Below are 18,759 nucleotides of genomic sequence, written 5' to 3'. Positions count from 1 at the left end.
ATGACATCATACGTATGATGGCTTTTGAATACCCTCTTATCTGTATATAGACATCTCGCTCTTCATTTCAGCCACCGACCTCCTGTTTTAACACGACTTTAACATATTGGGCCCCGGAGATGGGCATGACGTGCGTGCCGACTCGTCAGGAATTGCGTACTTCCCTCAGAGGTGGTTTTATTTTTCTCTGATGTAGTTTTATTTTTCTCAGAGGTAGTTTTTCCTACTTCTGATGTAGTTTCATCTACCTCTGAGCAAATGGCCGGTCGCTGCCGGAGGAGGCATCGGCACGCATCGCTACCCTCGCGCGCGCAACGCTACACAGTGTTCTTGCATTTTGCCTTCACTGCCTTCACCGCGGCAGTTCAATCTGCTCAATATCAGCCGATTTCTAAAATCTCCCATCTTCCTTGATTTCCAACGAATAGCCCATCAGGTGAAGGTATTTGCCTTCACCCGCAAACCATTGTTTCACTGGATTTTATGTTGAAGGTGAAGGCAGTGAAGGCAAAAAACACGCACTATGTAGAGTATACGTGCGCGAGGACTTCATCTGATTTTGCCTTTGGCAGAAATCCGCAGTACATTTCTGCCGTTCTGTCAGCCGTGGCAGACGAACGGCGCGCGTTTTCCTTTTGGCACGCGCCTTGCAAAGAAAGGGGCAACAACGCCTCAGACGAGGCATACAAACAACCAGAATAATAACAAAACAAATAAATAAAAAAGATTATGGGAAAGATTATTGGTATTGACCTCGGTACGACAAATTCTTGCGTATCTGTTTTTGAAGGTAGCGAACCTGTTGTTATCGCCAACAGCGAAGGCAAGCGCACCACACCTTCTATCGTGGCTTTCGTCGGCGACGGCGAGCGTAAAGTGGGCGACCCCGCCAAGCGCCAAGCCATCACCAACCCCGAACGCACGGTGTACTCCATCAAGCGCTTCATGGGTGAAACCTTCCAACAAGTAGACAAAGAAATCGGTCGCGTGCCTTATAAGGTGGTGAACGATGGCGGACTCCCCCGCGTGGCCATCGACGGCCGCAACTACACGCCTCAGGAAATCTCGGCCATGGTGCTTCAGAAGATGAAGAAGACCGCCGAAGACTACCTCGGCCAAGAAGTGACGGAAGCTGTCATCACCGTGCCGGCCTACTTCTCCGACTCGCAGCGCCAAGCCACCAAGGAAGCCGGTCAGATTGCCGGACTTGAAGTGAAGCGCATCGTCAACGAACCTACGGCAGCTGCTCTCGCTTATGGCGTAGACAAGGCCAACAAGGACATGAAGATTGCCGTGTTCGACCTCGGTGGCGGTACGTTTGATATTTCTATCCTCGAATTTGGCGGCGGTGTGTTTGAAGTGCTCTCCACCAACGGCGACACCCACCTCGGTGGTGACGACTTCGACCAAGTGATCATCGACTGGCTCGTCGAAGAATTTAAGAACGATGAGGGTGCCGACCTCAAAGCCGACCCCATGGCTATGCAACGCTTGAAAGAAGCTGCCGAAAAGGCAAAAATCGAACTCTCCAGTTCGGCTTCTACGGAAATCAACCTCCCCTACATCATGCCCGTGGGTGGTGTGCCCAAGCACCTTGTGAAGACCCTCACCCGCGCCAAGTTCGAACAGCTCGCACACGGACTCATCCAGGCTTGCCTCGTGCCCTGCCAGAACGCCCTCCGCGATGCCGGCCTTGACAAGAACGAAATCGACGAAGTGATCCTCGTGGGTGGTTCGAGCCGTATCCCCGCCGTTCAAGAACTCGTGCAGAACTTCTTTGGCAAAGCTCCCTCCAAGGGTGTGAACCCCGATGAAGTGGTGGCTGTGGGTGCTGCCATCCAAGGTGCCATCCTCAACAAGGAAAGCGGTGTGAGCGACATCGTCCTCCTCGACGTAACGCCCCTCTCGATGGGTATCGAAACCCTCGGCGGCGTGATGACCAAACTCGTTGAAGCCAACACCACCATCCCCTGCAAGCGCAGTCAGGTCTTCTCCACGGCCGAAGACAACCAGCCCGAAGTGACCATCCACGTCCTCCAAGGTGAGCGCACGATGGCAGCTCAAAACAAGAGCATCGGCCGCTTCAACCTCGCCGGCATTGCTCCCGCACAGCGTGGTGTTCCTCAGATTGAGGTGACTTTCGACATTGACGCCAACGGTATCCTCAACGTGAGCGCTAAGGACAAGGCCACGGGCAAGGAACAGAGCATCCGCATCGAAGCGTCCTCCAACCTTTCTAAGGAAGACATCGACCGCATGAAGGCCGAAGCCGAAGCCAACGCCGAAGCCGACAAGGCCGAAGCTGATCGCATCCAAAAAATCAACCAAGCCGACAGTATGATTTTCCAAACGGAGAATATGCTCAAGGAAAACGGCGACAAGCTCCCTGCCGATGTCAAAGGCGAAGTGGAAACCGCTCTCGGCAAGCTCAAAGATGCCCACAAGGCACAAGACCTTGCAGCCATCGATGCTGCCACGTCCGAACTCAACACCGCTGTCGGTAAGATGTACCAACAAGGTGGTGCTCCCGGTGCCCAACCCGGTGCCGAAGGCTTCCAACAAGGTGGCTTCAACCAAGGTGCTCAACCTAACCAAAACGGTAAGGAAGACATCCAAGATGCCGATTTTGAGGAAGTGAAATAAAGGTGCTCACCCACACTGATTGAAAATAAGGAAATTCCAGTAACCTCATAAGTTACTGGGATTTTTTGTCTTTATACCAATTGCTTTTGATTTCAGCCTTAATGATGAAATGTACTCGTGATAAGGAGGGGAGAAGTAGGTGGACACTGATAACTTGAAATTATTGCTGTTCGGTAAACTTCAAAACGGCACAAGAAAGTTTCCCGAAGCCCTTTAGAATAGGACTTCGGGCTTTCTTTTTGAGAAAGCAAGCCCCCTAATCAAATAATGATGGTTCCGGCGGTGGGGCTTTAGCTCTTTCCGCCCAAATTGCGCATTCATCTTTTTGAGGATTTTCCATGAAATCGATGAAATTGCTGTAATACATGAGCGTCAGTCAATCTAAGCATAGTCACGATTTGAGAAAAAGAAACGTGTCTTTTAATCATTCTAGACAGCACTGTGCACAAGAGATTGGCAATGAGTACCACCCATGTTTGTATTTGGATGGCATTCACGCTCTCGCCATAGAAAAAGTGCAAGGGAAAATTCTGTTTCAGTTGTTTGTAGAGGGTTTCTATTGCCCATCTGCGCTTGTAGATTTCGGCAAGTTCCTCAACAGAGAGTTCAAAATTGTTGGTCAGCAACGTCACCGACTTGCGAGAGTTATTACTCCATAGCTCTACGCATCGTGCTTCGTGCCTTACCTTCTCTTTCTCAAAAAGGATATGTTTGTCGAGGTGAGTGACCAAACCATCACGAGAAACATAGGCTGTAGACGACAACTCCTTGTAGGTGAGGTTCTTCTTCATCTTGGTTACATAGCAGACACCTTCTTCCGTAAGCCTTTGAAACTGAGCATAGTCAATGTAGGCTCTATCCATTGCCAAGGTGGAATCTTGGGGCAGGTGCACCTTTTTGAGAAGATAATGATCGTGTTTGGCGGCAGAAGTCAGTTCTACCACCATAGGCACACCTACTTGATATTTCATAATGGTGTGTACCTTCATTCCGCCTTTCTTCTTTCCGCTTTTAGGATGTCGGCCTACTCCCTTGAGAATGTTGTCAAAGAGCGTAATTGTGGTAGAATCCATCATATAAAGCTGCTTCTCCTACGCTTTTTGATAGCCCACAGAGCGGCTGTCCGCTAAAAATGGAGTGTAGCGTTCCAACAGGGAGGCATAAACCTTGGCAAAGAACTCTTGTGGGCGCCGCCGGTTGGCTTCTGCAAGTGTGCTGCGACGAACAACATAGTCAAGTCCCAAGTGGGAGAGTTTCATAGTCTCGGCTTTCATGCCAATCTCCAATTCACGCAGAGAATCAAAGTGTTTGAGAACACCAAAGAGCATAATGATCAGGTGTTTCCAGCCTGTCAAGCGCTTAACATAGCGCTCGCTCCCTAGCGTTTCGAGACTAATTTGTTGAATTTTGGCTTTATCCAGCAATTTTATGACCTGACTATAGACCGGCTGTCCGGTAAAATATGTACTTTTGCTCATGTTACTAGTTTTTTTCCAACAAGCAAAGTAACAAAAGAGGCTGAAATCCTGCAAGAGGGTTTCAGCCTTATTTTTATCATCAGAAAAACTTTTACCGGACAGCAATATTTTCAAAGATGGAAGAGAATACGGTGTTTATGATCATTACCTCCATGCTGAAAAACTTTTATCAGCATTTATTGTCAAAAGTCAGCGGCATCTTTCCCTGCATTGACATGAAAAGTAGGCTTAAGCGCTTTATCTTTTCATTCATTGCTGTTCCTACAAATGGGTTCAGATTGCCAGACAATGGACGCTGAACATTTACACAACAGATAGATGTCTGCACTATTGGTCCATCTTTAACGCTGCAAGTCCATAATGTATAGTTTTCGAGGGCAAATCTCCCTCCCCCTCCTGGGGGAAAGGGGCACTATGCGCTTTGGGCAGAACTTGTGAGGAGAGAGCTATCGAAAAAGGGGATTTTACAAACAAGAAGTGCATTGACTACTATGTGAAAAACTGAATGTAAAGGTTGCAGAATTGAGGTAAAGACAAATCTTTTCAAAGAAAAACACGCAAAAACACTCAAGCTATCTCCTAAATTAGTATATTTGCACTATAAAAATCCCCTTATTATGGCATACAATTGTATCACTCTCTGTCGCAATCAGTTTAATAAGAGAGGTGCGCTTTGACACAGTCTCTAACATTATATGCGGATTTCCATATTAATAGTGAAGAAAAAATTGCAATAAGTAGAATCAGCTCTCATATTGCAGGATTAACTAAATAATGTATCTAGAGAGAAATTGTAATCACTCTCTCTTACTCTTTGCATAAGAACTGCTCTATTAATTGCAACCAGAAGTAGCTGTCGATGCATCGGAAAAAGTAATCACAGTGTGTATTGTGGACAGATAAGAGAAACTCTTCCACGACATCTCTTTGGGAATCATGCACTTCCTTAACTGAATTGTGGACAGATAAGAGAAACTCTTCCACGACATCAGACTAATATTAGAGATTCGTGAAAATGATGTATAAACAGCCTTAAACACCAATAATTCAAATGAAAGAATAGATATGAAACTAATTAACTTTAAAGGAGAGAAAGTACGTGGTTATCAAAATCATAGTATTGATTTTCGTGATGGACTAACATTTCTGATAGGAATAAACGGTTCTGGCAAAACAACTGTTTTGAAACTTCTTCAAGGGCTCTTAACTCCATCTTATTTAGATCTTGCACAAATCGAATTTTCAACTATTTCTGTTGAATTTACCGTCAAGGAGGACCATTTTGTAGAGTCTATTTGTTGTTATAAAGATAGTCACACTTTAACGATAGAATATTTAGACTCTAAACGAAATAAAGTTACTAATAAGATACCATTAGTTCTTTGCAACGTAAACAAGTATCGTAATGAGCGCCACCTTGTCGATTTCGAAAAATTGAACAGAGTTATTAGTGATTTTGATGATTTAGAAGCTGTAAGAAAGATCAAAGATTTAAGAACTCCCCTCTTTTTAGGTTTAAATAGGAGAATAGTAGAAAATAACAACCTCCATCCTATAGAAAGTGAGTTTATATATCGAAGGAGAATACAGCAAGTTGAATTACCATCGGATTCTGTTGATAATGCGCTATATGAAATACAAGAAATGTTCTATAATAATATAAGAAGAACGGCGCAAAGTCAGTTCAAATTATCGGATCTTTTTAAAAGACAAGTATTTGAGGAATCTTTTAAAGTGGAAAAGAACATTTCAATTACAGATATAGACTATAAAGCTGAACTTTCCAACCTGGACATTCGTCAAAAAAGCCTAAATGACGTTATTCAAAATCTTGATGTGAAAGATTTGATGACTCGTTTTTCAAGCTATTTCAACGGCATGAAAGATGTTTTAAAAATTCTAACCCAAACTTCAGGTTTAAAAGAAGATAGAACCCCAAATCCTGCATATTATAATGCTTTGCTTGAATGGATGATTAATCGTTCTCAGCTAGACAAAATAGACAAAATAATAAAATACGCAGAAGAATACGCTAATAACATCCAAAATTTAAAAGCTCCTATAAACAGATTTACAAATAGCGTAAATTTATTCTTTGAGGAAAGTGGCAAAGAAATCGAAGTGGATGAGAGAGGAGAAATAAAAATAAGATTTAAAAACAACCAGAAAAGTAACTCTATCTTCGATTTGTCCTCTGGAGAAAAACAACTAATTCTTCTATTTGCACATATAGCTTTTTTCAAGCGGAGTAGAGACACTTGCATAGCAATTATTGACGAGCCTGAATTGTCCTTGCATATAAGTTGGCAAGAAATTTTTATAGATGCACTGCTACAAGCTAGCCCTAAAACACAATTTATTATAGCAACTCATGCACCTGCCATTCTTGCTAAACCTGAAAGAAAAGAAATGTGTGAGGACCTAACAAAGTTTTAATAATGGGAATAGAATTTTCTACTGAAGTACGGCAGGCCTCTACTATATTCACCGAATACCGCAACACTATAAATATCTATACAGAAGATTGCGATAAGGACAAAAAGTTTTATGTAACACTACTTAAACGGCTTCTAGATGACACTAATATTACAATAAACGACATTTACCCTTTGGGCAGTTGCGAAGAGGTTGTTAAAGCCTGCAGAAATGATAAAAGCACTTTCCCTAAGCTGTATATAATAGATGGAGATATATATAACATGACAACACCTAAGGAGAGGGAAGAGAATCTGTTTGTACTTGACTGCTACTGTATAGAAAATTATGTAATTGATGAAGAAGCCTATTATAAAGTTTACGATGCATTAGATTATAAACACGGCGAAGAAGAAATTAAACAAATTGTCAACTATAATAAAATAATGGAAGCGGCAATAGTTCCTTTCATGAAATTATTCCGATATTTCTCAATATCCCAAGAACTATTAGATAGATTCCAGGTAAAACATGCCACCTGTTTTTTATCCAAAGTTGGTGAGATAGACAACTTAAGTATTGATAAGGAAATAGCAGAAATCAGTAGTCAATTGAAAAATAAAGGAATAACAGATCAAGAGTTAGATGAGATTATAAAAGATAAGGGGCACCTGTTTCCTGATTGTTACGATAGTCTTTTGAGATATGTTTCAGGCAAAGATTATCTGATTCCATATATTTGCAATTTCTCAGATAAAAAATTATCGTTGTCTTTGGGTTTAACCAAGGAAAATTGGAAGTATCAATATTCCAAATATTGCAAATTAGATAGACTGTCAAACTTGAAGACTGCAATAAAAGATGCCGTAAAGTGATTACACCTAAGATTTTTCTGACACTACTATTTCCTTTTCCACAATGTCCTTCAATAAGCATTCCAGAATTTTTTTAACCCCAATTCGGGATAAGGAACTCTTGTTTTTTGCCCTAAAATAGTTTCAATAAAAACCCAAAAAGAGGATTGTTTTTCGTATATTTGTTATTGAAAACCAAACAGATAACGATAAAACAATCCTCTATGAAACTTATCAGCAAAGTTACGGAAATTTATTGTATTGCAGATGATTTCTGCAATACAATATGAGTTGGAATTGAACACAAAAGCGCTTTCGCTTTCAAATCCCTCTCCAAACATCCCTAAAACTCGCAATAGAAAGGGAAGAATGAGCGATGCAGAAATGATTACCATTCTTGTCTTGTTCCACAGCAATACGTTTCGCAATTTCAAACATTTCTATCTCTTCTACGTCTGTCGAGAACTTAAAGAAGAATTCCCCCACCTACTTTCATATACCCGATTTGTGGAACGTATGCCACGAGTGGCGATTCCACTTTTGCTCTTCCTTAAATTAGCTTTGATGGGAGAATGTACAGGGATTACTTTTATCGATTCAACGCGTATTCCCGTGTGTGAAAACAAGCGTGAGTATTCTAATCGTGTCTTCAAGGGCTATGCTCATAAAGGGAAAAGCACGATGGGATGGTACTATGGTTTTAAGCTGCATCTGCTGTGTAATGAACGAGGGGAATTACTCAACTTTGCACTTACCAAAGCCAATGTGGACGATCGTAACCCGGAGGTTTTCAATAACTTGACTAAGGATTTGTTCGGAAAACTCTATGCGGATAAGGGATACATTTCACAATCTCTTTTTGCTTCACTCTTCGATAGGGGAGTTCACATTGTCACGGGAATACGCACTAATATGAAGAACCGCTTAATGGAGGTGTACGACAAAATAATGCTCCGTAAAAGAAGCATTATCGAGACCATCAACGATATGCTCAAGAACGTGGCGCAGATTGTTCATACTCGCCACAGAAGTGTCTCAAACTTTATTGTCAATCTTTTGGCAGGGATGGCGGCTTATGCTTTCTACGATACAAAACCCTCTATCAATATGGAGTTTGAGATGGAGGGAGAAGCAGAAATGAAACAGCTCACACTTTTCTAAATTTACTTGCGTGAAACAATGAATCTTCGGCCTAAAACAAGGTCGAAAGAATCGTTGTGGACTATAATCTGAGTAAAAAGGAGGGAACCTTAAACCGAATTGAGGTTAGTAGATGACTTCGTCAACCAGTGGCAAGTGCAAGTGGTTTTCCACATCGAGGTGGATGGCGAAGCTCAACCTGAGTTTTCCTATTATCCACTATTCGGTCAGGCTGCCGAGGTTGAGCCTTGTATCGTGATTTACGCAAAGGAACAATAAACCAAAATGAAGTCATTATGTTATACGAATTTGAAGAAATAACCGATGTGGTCGGTTGCTGTTGTACATTGCTCATCCCTTATCGTGGTCACAGTGAAGGCTATATCGTGGGGGATTATGGCAAAGACCTGGTGGTAAGATTGAATAACGGTAAAGAAATCGTAGAGAGCCGGGATGATGTGCTGATTTATGATTGATGTGCCAAACAAAAGAGAGAAAGTAATCACTAAAAACAAAGAATATGAATACAGAAAACAAACAATCTCTTCGCTTTGACGACATTCCTGAAGTTTTAGGATGGATAAAGAGGAAACTTGTAGAACTCGATGCTAAAATCGACGTGATTCAAGGTAAAAAGCAACTTGCGGTGGAAGAAGATAAATGGTTCTCTATTCAGGCCCTAAGCAACTACCTTCCGGAACATCCTGCTGTACAAACCATTTATTCGTGGACAAGTGCAAAGCGCATCCCTTACCATAGAGAAGACAAGCGATTACGTTTTTTGAAGTCTGAGATTGACGCTTGGCTTAAAAAGCCGGAAGCGCATCTTAAGAGCATTGAACAGATAGAAGACGAGGCTAGACAGTAAGTCAAAGCGCAAGCCATCGCCTTTTGCGAGCACTTTCCGCACGCAAAGCTACTCCAGGCAGTAGAATACACTACGTAAAGAGACCTACCCCGTGACAGGTAAGTCTCTTTTCTTTTTTGCAAAGGCAAGGTCCTTTTGTACGCCTACTTGAAGAGTAGATTCAAATCCATGGATAGGAACTCTTCAAATGACAATCCTCCAGAACCAACCACAAAAGCACGATGCGGGTGATAAGCCTTTTCAAATTTGGGTAGACCATTGTTGGTGGTGCGTCTTCCACTTTTAATCTCTATAACGATATAATCTGATTGAAGGACTGTTTTAGCCCAAACAAATTGAAATATGGGTAAATCTCATGAAAAATAATTTGAGAATATGGGCGTTCACCCCGACAGTCCTATTCATAAATCGGAGGGCTTCGTCATCGCATATCTTCTCCTAGAAATAAGCTAACCGATTTCCTTAATACACCATACAGAACTCCATTATATCAAGCATTCGATACAAAATCCCATCAATGGCGGAATGCCAGCTTTGGTGGAAGTGACCATAATACCAATGTGACACGGGATGATGGTCTGTTTGGAGGCGATTTAATAGCTGATCTATTGTGCCCCGTTCGGCTCGCACATCGTCCATGAGTGCAGAATCGTCTACAGCCCAGCTTGTTAGTCCACTTTTCGTTTGCAGTTCGCAAAAGGATGGAGCCGTATGGGTAATGACTGTATCGATGCTATAAGTAGTGCGAATAGCTTCCATTTTCTTTTCATCGTAAACAGGACTTTCGTTTGCCCAGTAATAAGCACGGGGAATACCATCGGTAGGATTTGAATCAAATCCATGTTTGGCTTTCTTCTTGTCCCATGCTTCCATGCGGACTTTGCGGTCGATGGAAATAGCGCCACCCACACAGAGGATGGTGTGGTCGCAGACTTGCAACACGGTATAGTCGGGCACACACAACATACGTTTGTGCTTGAAGGTGGTGCCATCGAAGTAAGCTGGGTTGTCGTGGTTTCCACGAACGAGCACTATCCAGTTGTTGACATCATTCAAGCGTTTGGCATTTCGTCTGAGCATCTGCTCGTAATACTCTTTCTTTTCAAAGCCGAAGCCACAATCACCTGCTACAACGAGCAAGGTGTCCTTCATCTGATATTGAATACAGAGTTTGAACACCAACTCGTTGAAGTCGCCATGGAGGTCTCCAAAGATGACGACACTCTTGGCTTCAGGATATGTGAGTGCAAATACGTTTACCATGACTTTGCTATTTTTATAGCTTCTTTCTGTACTTCTGGTTGCTGGCCCTTGGATTATCGGGATTTGTCATTTCCAGATAGCCTGCTTCAACCAAAGATGTGACATATCTTTCTCTGTTTTTGGTTTGGTTAGATACGCCTGCTCGCTCAATGATTTCTTTGGCAGTTCTCGGAACACTACAGAAGTTCACCAAATCCTTTTCCTTATTTGTCAACAGTCTTCTTTTGGTAACTAAGTTCTCTTGAGGGGTATCTAAGCTAGCAACTAAGTCAGTATCTAAGTCGGCCTTGGTGTCTAAACTGGCAACTAAGTTGGTACCTAAGTCTGGTGTCAGAGCGTCAGAGTCCGCATTTCTCTTAATGGTTATCATGAACTCATGCCTGCTCTCGTCGTTGGTGAAGTCAACTTGGACACCTTCTTCCAAAGCACGCTGGATACCGCTACCTGCACCTGTGTAAGGCAACAGGTAGATGGCGTTGCTAAACAAGAAGTTGTTGCGGGGCATGGAAGTGCCATTCTTGATGTCGTCCACCTGCAAGCCGTTGGGCAGCGTGCCAGGGCTATGAATTTCCACTCGATTGTCGTAGATGAAGATGCGAATCGGGGCGTTCCAGTTCAGAGATCGGTGCACGAGGGCATTCACGGTAAACTCCATCAAACTTACGTAAGGTATCTCCAATTCACCAAGCGAATTGAACTCTTTTTCTACCTGCACATTCTTAAGATTACGGGTAAAGAATGCCATGATCGTATCGAACTGATGAAGGAGGTTGCCTTCCATGGCACCATCATTTACCTTGTCGCGAAACACTTTTCCTCCTACGGAATTGCCTGCAAAGCAAATGCACTTGGCGGTCATAACAGGCAACCAACGCTGCGTGAAACGTCCGAACAGCAAGATAGCTGCCACTGTCAGGCTTCCATCGGGGCGCATGAAGCGCAGGTTGCGCATTAATTTCTCAAGGTTGTGCCCTTTGGCAATGGTATCGGCTATTTCATCGAGTGACGCTTTCTGCATGGAATCGCCAATCATCCCTTTCTTCTCAAGCACCATGGCAAAGCGATTTTGCAGGTACTGCTTGAGGGTATCTTCATCTAAATCATCCAAAGTAGCATTCTGCACAGTAGCTTCATCGGGAGCAAAGCTTCCGCATTCGGTCATCATTTCCGCCAATTCAGCATTGTCGAACACCTTGCGTTTATCAGCTCCATTTTTAAGCCATACCGTTCCTTTGTTGTCATGATAAGGTTTGTTGTTTCCCTCTTTGATAGTTGCCACTACTACAGAACCCCCTTCCACGGGTACTGTATCAACCGTATGAATGATGCTTGGTACTACATTCTCTGATGCAATATTGGTGAGCTTATTGGTGGTCTCCTGCACCTCTTTGTAGGAGAGAGGGTTGATGTTACCGGTTTTATCATCAATACCGATAACCAACATACCGCCATGAGAGTTACTCATGGCCACTAGTTCGCAACCAATATCGTAGGAATCAAGGATGCGCTCCTTGAGTTGAACTTTGCTGACCTCTCCGAGGTTTCTCAGTTTCAGTATATCTTCTGCTGTCATTTATGTCTTTGTTTTTTAATTCAAATGAGGTTATAAAATGATTTATTTGAAAAGTAGATTCAAATCCATGGATAGGAACTCTTCAAATGACAATCCTCCAGAACCAACCACAAAAGCACGATGCGGGTGATAAGCCTTTTCAAATTTGGGTAGACCATTGTTGGTGGTGCGTCTTCCACTTTTAACCTCGATGGCAATGGTCTTTCCTCTTCTATGAAGTACAAAATCTACTTCATCATGACTGTCACGCCAGTAATAGGCTTTATAATCACAGATCTGTGCTTGGCTTACGATGTAGGCGCCAACCGCAGATTCGACATAACGTCCCCAAACTTTCGGGTCTTCCGCCATCTCCATATAATCCTTATCAGCATATACATTGCGCAAAGCATTGTTATGGACTTGGAATTTGGGAATGGAGTTGTATTTGCGGGCTTCGTCTTCGGCATACTTCTGCAAGCCACACAGCAAGCCACATTCATCCAGTAGATGGAGGTAGCCGGCCAATGTAGTGACATTGCCTGCATCTTGCAGTTGAGCAGCCACTTTGGTAAGAGATAGCAGTTCGCCACTATAGCTACTACCCAATTCAAACAACTGGCGAAGCAGTTGTGGCTTCATGATTTTGGTGTCCATCAGCACATCCTTGGAGATGGATGGTTCAATCAAGGCGTCTTTTATGTAGTTTCGCCAGCGCCGTTCGTCAGTGATATAAGCAGCTGCACCAGGGTAACCTCCAAAATAGACATATTGGTAAAGGTTCCAACCAAAACACTCTTTCATTTCTGGAAAAGTCCAGTGCGTCAGTCGAATCAATTCATACCGGCCGGCCAGTGATTCGGTGAGCCCCTTTTCTATCAACATGCGTGACGACCCTAACAGAACGACTATGAGGTCACGCTTTTCACGTGTATCTCGATCCCATTCCGCTTTTATCGTTTCACTCCAGTTGGTTATCTTTTGTATTTCATCTACCACTAATAGGCGCTTCCCTTCCCCACGCATATCCATGCGCATACGCGCCGTCTGCCAAATACTTGCCAGCCAGTCGGCTGATGCGCCTACGACATCATCAGCCGAGTAGCTATCATAAGGCATATCGCAAGCTTCAAGCACTTGACCTATCAAAGTTGATTTGCCTACCTGACGCGGGCCCACAATGACCTGCATCTTGTTGCGTGGTTCGTTGATGCGTGCCATTACTTCTGAATATTGTGCTCTTTTATATCCCATCATCTATAGAATGTTTATTTGCTCGAGTAAAAATGTTCAATGAATCGAACAAAAATGTTCAATTATCTGCAAAGATAATGTTTTTCACTGATAATGAATACCTTTACAGGAATAAATCAGATACTTTTCTATGATTTTTATGCTAACATCAACGATTTTACTTGTAAAAGTGGTCTCATTTGCTCTTATTTGATTGCGATCTTAGTCGTCCCTTAAATTCCCATTTATCATCTGATATTCAGTAAATTAATTAATATATTCCTTTGATAAATCTGCAAGTTTTCTTATCTTTGTCTTCAGAAACTTGCAGATTTTTATGATTAAAAAGCCCTATATCAGCCCTTCATTATTCAGCAGTTTGTCGGATATGCTGAACCCCTCTCACCCTCTCTACAAACTCTCCGACAAAATAAATTGGGAGAAATTCGATGCTGCTTTCCGTCCTTTGTATTGTCAGCACAATGGTCGCCCAAGTAAGCCGGTTTGTTGATACTCAAGCACCTTCGCAATCTCTCAGATGAATCCGTTGTGGAGCAATGGAGTGAAAACGCTTATTATCAACACTTTTGTGGTATGCAGGAGTTTATACCGGGTGCTCCTTGTGCCTCTTCCGAATTGGTTCACTTTCGCCATCGCATTGGGGAGGAGGGTATTGAACTCATCTTTCAGGAAAGCATTCGTGTCAATAACGAAGATGATGATGAACATCATCATGATACTGCTTTTATCGATTCAACCGTTCAGGAAAAGAACATCACTTTTCCTACGGATGCCAAGTTGCATAAAAAGATAGTGGGCAAGGTTCTGCATCTCGTCGATAAACTGCATCTTCCTCTTCGGCAAAGCTATACCTTTGTGTTGAAAAGCATTTATCGCGACCAACGTTTTCGCAATCACCCCAAGAACCGCAAGAAGGCACTGAGAGCAGACCGGAAATTGCGGACAATAGCCGGGCGGTTGGTTCGAGAGCTCAAGCGCAATCTTGGAGAGAATTCTCTCTACACTGAACTCATTGATAGATTTCAAACCATTCTTTCACAAAGACGTAACAGCCGGAAAAAGCTTTATTCCATTCACGAAGCCCAGGTGCAATGTATCAGTAAGGGAAAAGAAGACAAGAAGTACGAATTCGGCAACAAGGTCTCCATCATACGTTCGGCTAGGGGTATCATTCTTGGTGCTATGTCTTTTCGTAATGAATATGACGGCCACACGATAGAAGCTGCGTTAGGGCAAGTTGAACGTCTCACACAACGAAAGATTAAAATACTTGCAGGGGACAGAGGTTATCGAGGTAGGAAAGAGGTGAATGGTACTCAGATTTTAATACCAGATAGCCCCAAGCCATCAGAGAGCAGATATCAAAGGCGCAAGAAACACAAACTATTCTGCAAGCGGGCAGGCATAGAACCTACCATTGGACATTTGAAAGCAGATCATCGTTTAGGCCGCAACTTTTACAAAGGTGTGGCAGGAGACGCTGTAAACATACTGATGGCTGCAGCTGCTTACAACTTCAAAAGAGCCATGAGAGTTCTTTTGTGGCTGCTCAAAATAATAAGCGAGAGGCAGGAAAGGAATGACTTTTCACTTGTCAAAGCTTTTTAAGGGACGACTATCTAGATTTAACTCCTGCATGTGGTTTGGAATGATGGTGTTAATCATCTTATTCTTGTCAAAATCATCGCCATAACCGGCCTCTTTATCCTCCAAAAGTTTGAGCATACTCTCTTGGGCCAAGGGCGTAAACAGAAGGGCGAACTGCTGATTATTATTGCGATTACTAGTATTGAAAGCTACTTCAAACTCTTCATTGGTCATCATAGCAAAGTCAGCATTCGTTAGGTTTCGAGCTCTCCTTCGCAGTGAATGTTTTTTCCATTTGAAAGATAGAGTATCCTCTTTACCTGCCAGCCCACTTTGTTTTCGGTAGAAAATCAAGTCAGGAGCCGCTGTATTGCCATAGATTAGGCGCGTCTTTTCAAAGTACTCAGGATATGGAGCGGTAACACTTACAGTCAAGACCTCAGAATGGCGAATGGTATGATACTTGCCATCAGCACCACGTTCACGCCGGGTCCATGTAATGGTTTTCGAACCATAGTAGGTTTTGGATCCCATTTCCATTTTTCTCGTTCTGCATATCACAAATGGGTTGCCATTGATCAAACCAGAATGAGAATAGACCACAGAGCGCTCAGCATTGAAGGACTCGCCCCAGTTATAGGTCATCTTTAGGTCTGCCAAACGTTGAGTAGTGAAATAGGGGTCAAACTCTAAGCGCGGTACCGTTTTAGACATCATGCGGGTAAGCACATCCCAATCGTACAGCCGATTAAGTGGAGCCATTTGCTTCCAAGCTTCATTTTCCAGTTGTTCTGCTTCTGAAGCCAAATCATCACGCTCAACTTTCAACTTCTTTAATCGAGGATGCACGCTCACCAAAAGATATATGATAGCCACCAGTGCAGCTATCGCTACACATACAAGGACTTGTAATTCCAGCTCTTGATTAAAGAAGAGAGCAGCAACAATACCACCCGCTACGCCCAACCATAAGAGTACACACAGAGCTGTCCACCAACCAATACGCGTTTTTACAGAAGACAGTACATCTTCAGTCGCATATAACTGGCGGCAAGTCTCATGGTTCGCATCAATGTTCACATTCGCCTCTGCTGCTAATTCAGCAAACGTCTCTTCTGAAACGACCTTAAAGCGGTCGCGAAATACATTGATGTACTCTGTTAGTGGGTCGTAGATGTCTTTCAACATAGCTCTCTACTTAAAAGAACTTACTTCTGGCCATTTCACGAGTTTCAGCCGAAGCTGTAAATGGAATGCGTGTGATGTAACCTTGACGAGCTGCCACAATCATTTTGGTTGGCCATGCAAAGATGTCCGTATTCCATTGTGTCACACGACTGTTATAAACGGTGCGTGCAGCTGTTATTTCACGCTGAAGGTAACTGTTCTGCTGCATTGCATCAGCAATTGCATTATGAGCTTTCAGCTCAGGATAAGCTTCCACCTGCGGGAAAAGATGTGCGCAGACAGAATTGATTTGTTGGCTCCTTTCATTACGGTTCTCTGGATTGATGCTACCACCGCCTCGAGGTGCAGCCACAGCTTTCATCACATCTTTATCCAGGTCGATAGCTCGATCCACAAGACCTACTACGTTCTGCAGAATCTGGACACGCAGTTCCAAGAAGTTGTCGATGTTAGAAGCTTCAGCCTGAATGCGTTGCTCAAGTTGCTGGAAGTAGTTGCGAGCTGAAATCTTCATGAAAATGAAAATCACTCCAGGTAAGATGCCTGCCAAACAACCAACAATACCCACCAGCAATGCATTTTCAAGGGTAGCACCCATTATGAGCACATACAGTAATACCAGTACTGGAATAGTTACCCAAAGCGCTATTTCAAAAATTGTAGAACCGATGCCAATCTGCACAGGGAGCTGACGATCGATTACATGGATGTCACGGCCATTATCATTAACCGGCCCAGTCACTTCATCTAATAAATTTGCCATATTCGTATTGATATTAAGTTTTAAGATGATTACCCAGACGTATTTTCTTCGGCAGGGGAATATTGTTGTCTACAGTTCTTCTGGACCATCAGAATCAACCTCTTCCTCTTTCTTGTTGAGGAATGTTTGAAATACAGTAAGGAAGGCGGTATCTTTGAAAAAGTGGTTGGGGTCATCCTCAAGCTTTTCTTGAATATAATCAAACCCGAAGTTGGCATATTGCTCCATCTTCTCAATCATCTTATCGACCACACTTCTCGCTGTAATATCACCTTTCTCAAGAGCAATGAAGTCAATATCAGTACGTGCAATCAACGCAGCAAACATGTAGTCACGAATGCGCGGATATGCACTTCTACCTGTTCTGGTCTCAATATTACCCCAATACATGATAGCTTGACCTAGAGACTTTAATTTGGCCTTATCATCAGTAAGAGGCTTTGTTTGGTCGTAATATAGGCCAATAAAGAACGCTAAGATAAACATTTCATAGCCAGCGCCGAATATTTTACCACGAGCGTCTTGATACTTATTTACGCCCTTACCATAATCTGAAAACACTTCTAAGATTGTATCTTGATAGCGTTTTTCCCATTGAGGATTTCTTTTACCCCAAAGTTCATATAATGATTCCATACTATTTCAAGTTTTCAACTGTTGTACGAATGGTTGCCATATTTCTTTGATCGAAACCTGTAGCCTTTTGAATGCGATATACAGAACACGTAAGTCCTTCAATATCCTTCTGACGAACCTTACCCTCAGAAATGAAGTCCTTGGTGACAATGATACACTGTTTGCTTAGTTTATCAATGACATTATAGAACTCCTTCTCTTTTGAATCTCCAAAAGAAGACGTCGCGGCATCAAAGATTAGAGGGTAATCCTCATCTCTTTTTTGCTTGGTAAAGTCAGAAATAGCAAATAAGACGGAAATGTACATAACCGTTTTTTGTGAGCCAGAAGGCTTCTTAATTTCTGTATTGTTCGAGCTGTGCAATCTAATTTCTGTCGAATCATCAGCTGTTTGCATGAGTCTGATTTCTCCATGAAAATCATTCGCACTTAACTCTTCAAGATATTCATTCGCTCTATCCTGCATATCATTCAGGAATCTTCTGAGGTTTTCTTTCTTGGCCTTAGAAAAAGCCTTAGAAATCTCATCAAGCGTTCGATGAACATCCCTCATCGCTTTTACTTGTGAACTTGAGGGCGATAATGAATCGAGCATACCTTGTAGCTCATCCATCTCGTTATTGAGTTTAGACAGGTCATTATTCAACTGGGCAAGTCTCACTGTGGTTCTTTCTTTTTGATCGAATAAGCCACGTATGTCATTGAACTGTGCTTCAAGAACACTCTCTGGTATGTTGCCAGCTTGAATCAACAACCTTGACTTTTCGTCTGTAATATCACGAATTTCCTCATTGATTGCATTGAGATCATTCGTAAGTCTTGCAACAAGCTCAATACGGTCTTTAATGTCACCTGCGATAGCTGATATTTTTGACTCTTCTGTTCCACTAAGCTGAATACTCAAGCTATGTAATTCATCTATGTAGCGGTTTTTGAAAAGAAATTGTTCTTCAATTTCTTTTTCTGCAGCTTCCTTCTTGATTTTAGCTTCAGTATGACGCTTATAGTCTTCAAGCTTATGCAGCATGAAGTCATAAGCTTCTGAACCTTCTGGTGCAGGTCGACCACAAACTTTACAGATGTGGTCATGAAGCATCTCTTCCATAGTTTCCTGATTA

General features: G+C 42.7%; 13 protein-coding genes and 4 pseudogenes. 8 read left to right on the top strand and 9 right to left on the bottom strand.

Translation table 11 applies throughout. The annotated features are described in order from the left end of the window. Positions 1-729: 729 nt before the first annotated feature. Positions 730-2,643 (top strand): molecular chaperone DnaK, encoded by a 1,914-nt coding sequence (gene dnaK, locus H8527_RS03670; protein ID WP_187545702.1) that lies wholly within the window; start codon positions 730-732, stop codon positions 2,641-2,643. Positions 2,644-2,960: 317 nt separating this feature from the next. On the opposite strand, the gene H8527_RS03665 is transcribed toward dnaK, so the two are convergent. After that, positions 2,961-3,716, bottom strand: coding sequence for an IS4 family transposase (locus H8527_RS03665; RefSeq protein WP_187545701.1), 756 nt, complete (start codon positions 3,714-3,716; stop codon positions 2,961-2,963). An 18-nt stretch (positions 3,717-3,734) separates the two neighbouring features. Further along, a complete protein-coding gene (locus tag H8527_RS03660; protein WP_255498507.1) occupies positions 3,735-4,235 on the bottom strand; it encodes a DUF4372 domain-containing protein in 501 nt (166 codons plus the stop codon). A gap of 951 nt (positions 4,236-5,186) precedes the next feature. On the opposite strand from H8527_RS03660, the gene H8527_RS03655 reads away from it, so the two are divergent. The 6 genes and pseudogenes from H8527_RS03655 to H8527_RS03630 all read left to right on the top strand — a co-directional run bounded on the left by H8527_RS03655 (position 5,187) and on the right by H8527_RS03630 (position 9,398). Further along, positions 5,187-6,557 (top strand): AAA family ATPase, encoded by a 1,371-nt coding sequence (locus H8527_RS03655; RefSeq protein ID WP_187545699.1) that lies wholly within the window; start codon positions 5,187-5,189, stop codon positions 6,555-6,557. A 2-nt stretch (positions 6,558-6,559) separates the two neighbouring features. Continuing rightward, positions 6,560-7,411, top strand: a complete 852-nt coding sequence (locus tag H8527_RS03650) for a DUF4435 domain-containing protein (protein WP_187545698.1) — start codon at positions 6,560-6,562, stop codon at positions 7,409-7,411. Positions 7,412-7,614: 203 nt separating this feature from the next. Then, positions 7,615-8,551: pseudogene (locus tag H8527_RS03645) on the top strand (IS982 family transposase). A gap of 99 nt (positions 8,552-8,650) precedes the next feature. Beyond that, on the top strand, positions 8,651-8,809 hold the full coding sequence (locus H8527_RS03640) for a hypothetical protein (protein WP_187545696.1): 159 nt from the start codon (positions 8,651-8,653) through the stop codon (positions 8,807-8,809). 17 nt (positions 8,810-8,826) lie between these two features. Continuing rightward, entirely contained in the window at positions 8,827-9,006 is a 180-nt protein-coding gene (locus H8527_RS03635) for a ribonuclease P (protein WP_187545690.1), read from the top strand. A 44-nt stretch (positions 9,007-9,050) separates the two neighbouring features. Then, positions 9,051-9,398: a helix-turn-helix domain-containing protein gene (locus H8527_RS03630; RefSeq protein ID WP_255498506.1), complete on the top strand. Its 348-nt coding sequence runs from the start codon at positions 9,051-9,053 to the stop codon at positions 9,396-9,398. Between the two features lie 462 nt (positions 9,399-9,860). Here the strand turns inward: H8527_RS03630 and H8527_RS03625 are convergent, their stop codons facing one another. From H8527_RS03625 to H8527_RS03615, 3 genes are read right to left on the bottom strand one after another with little or no spacing between them, the layout of a single operon-like run. Beyond that, complete coding sequence (locus H8527_RS03625; RefSeq protein ID WP_187545689.1) at positions 9,861-10,661, bottom strand: metallophosphoesterase family protein; 801 nt, start codon at positions 10,659-10,661, stop codon at positions 9,861-9,863. 13 nt (positions 10,662-10,674) lie between these two features. Beyond that, complete coding sequence (locus H8527_RS03620; RefSeq protein WP_187545688.1) at positions 10,675-12,234, bottom strand: RNA-binding domain-containing protein; 1,560 nt, start codon at positions 12,232-12,234, stop codon at positions 10,675-10,677. Between the two features lie 42 nt (positions 12,235-12,276). Beyond that, positions 12,277-13,470: an ATP-binding protein gene (locus H8527_RS03615; protein ID WP_187545686.1), complete on the bottom strand. Its 1,194-nt coding sequence runs from the start codon at positions 13,468-13,470 to the stop codon at positions 12,277-12,279. A gap of 313 nt (positions 13,471-13,783) precedes the next feature. Between H8527_RS03615 and H8527_RS03610 the strand changes: the two are divergent. Then, positions 13,784-15,075: pseudogene (locus H8527_RS03610) on the top strand (IS5 family transposase). On the opposite strand, the pseudogene H8527_RS03605 reads toward H8527_RS03610, so the two are convergent. From H8527_RS03605 to H8527_RS03590, 4 genes and pseudogenes are all read right to left on the bottom strand, one after another. Next, positions 15,061-16,242, bottom strand: a pseudogene (locus H8527_RS03605) (NfeD family protein); the annotation flags it as partial. The pseudogenes H8527_RS03610 and H8527_RS03605 sit on opposite strands and share 15 nt — an antisense overlap. Before the next feature lie 10 nt (positions 16,243-16,252). Continuing rightward, positions 16,253-17,005: a LemA family protein gene (locus H8527_RS03600; protein WP_187545683.1), complete on the bottom strand. Its 753-nt coding sequence runs from the start codon at positions 17,003-17,005 to the stop codon at positions 16,253-16,255. A 69-nt stretch (positions 17,006-17,074) separates the two neighbouring features. Further along, positions 17,075-17,641 (bottom strand): glycoside hydrolase family 15, encoded by a 567-nt coding sequence (locus tag H8527_RS03595; RefSeq protein WP_187545681.1) that lies wholly within the window; start codon positions 17,639-17,641, stop codon positions 17,075-17,077. A gap of 1 nt (position 17,642) precedes the next feature. Then, a pseudogene (locus tag H8527_RS03590) lies at positions 17,643-18,759 on the bottom strand (ATPase); the annotation flags it as partial.

This window comes from Alloprevotella sp. Lung230 (assembly GCF_014385435.1).
Taxonomy (GTDB): Bacteria; Bacteroidota; Bacteroidia; order Bacteroidales; family Bacteroidaceae; genus Alloprevotella.
The sequence above is the reverse complement of the archived record's forward strand: the minus strand, read 5'-3'. Positions and strand labels throughout refer to the sequence as shown.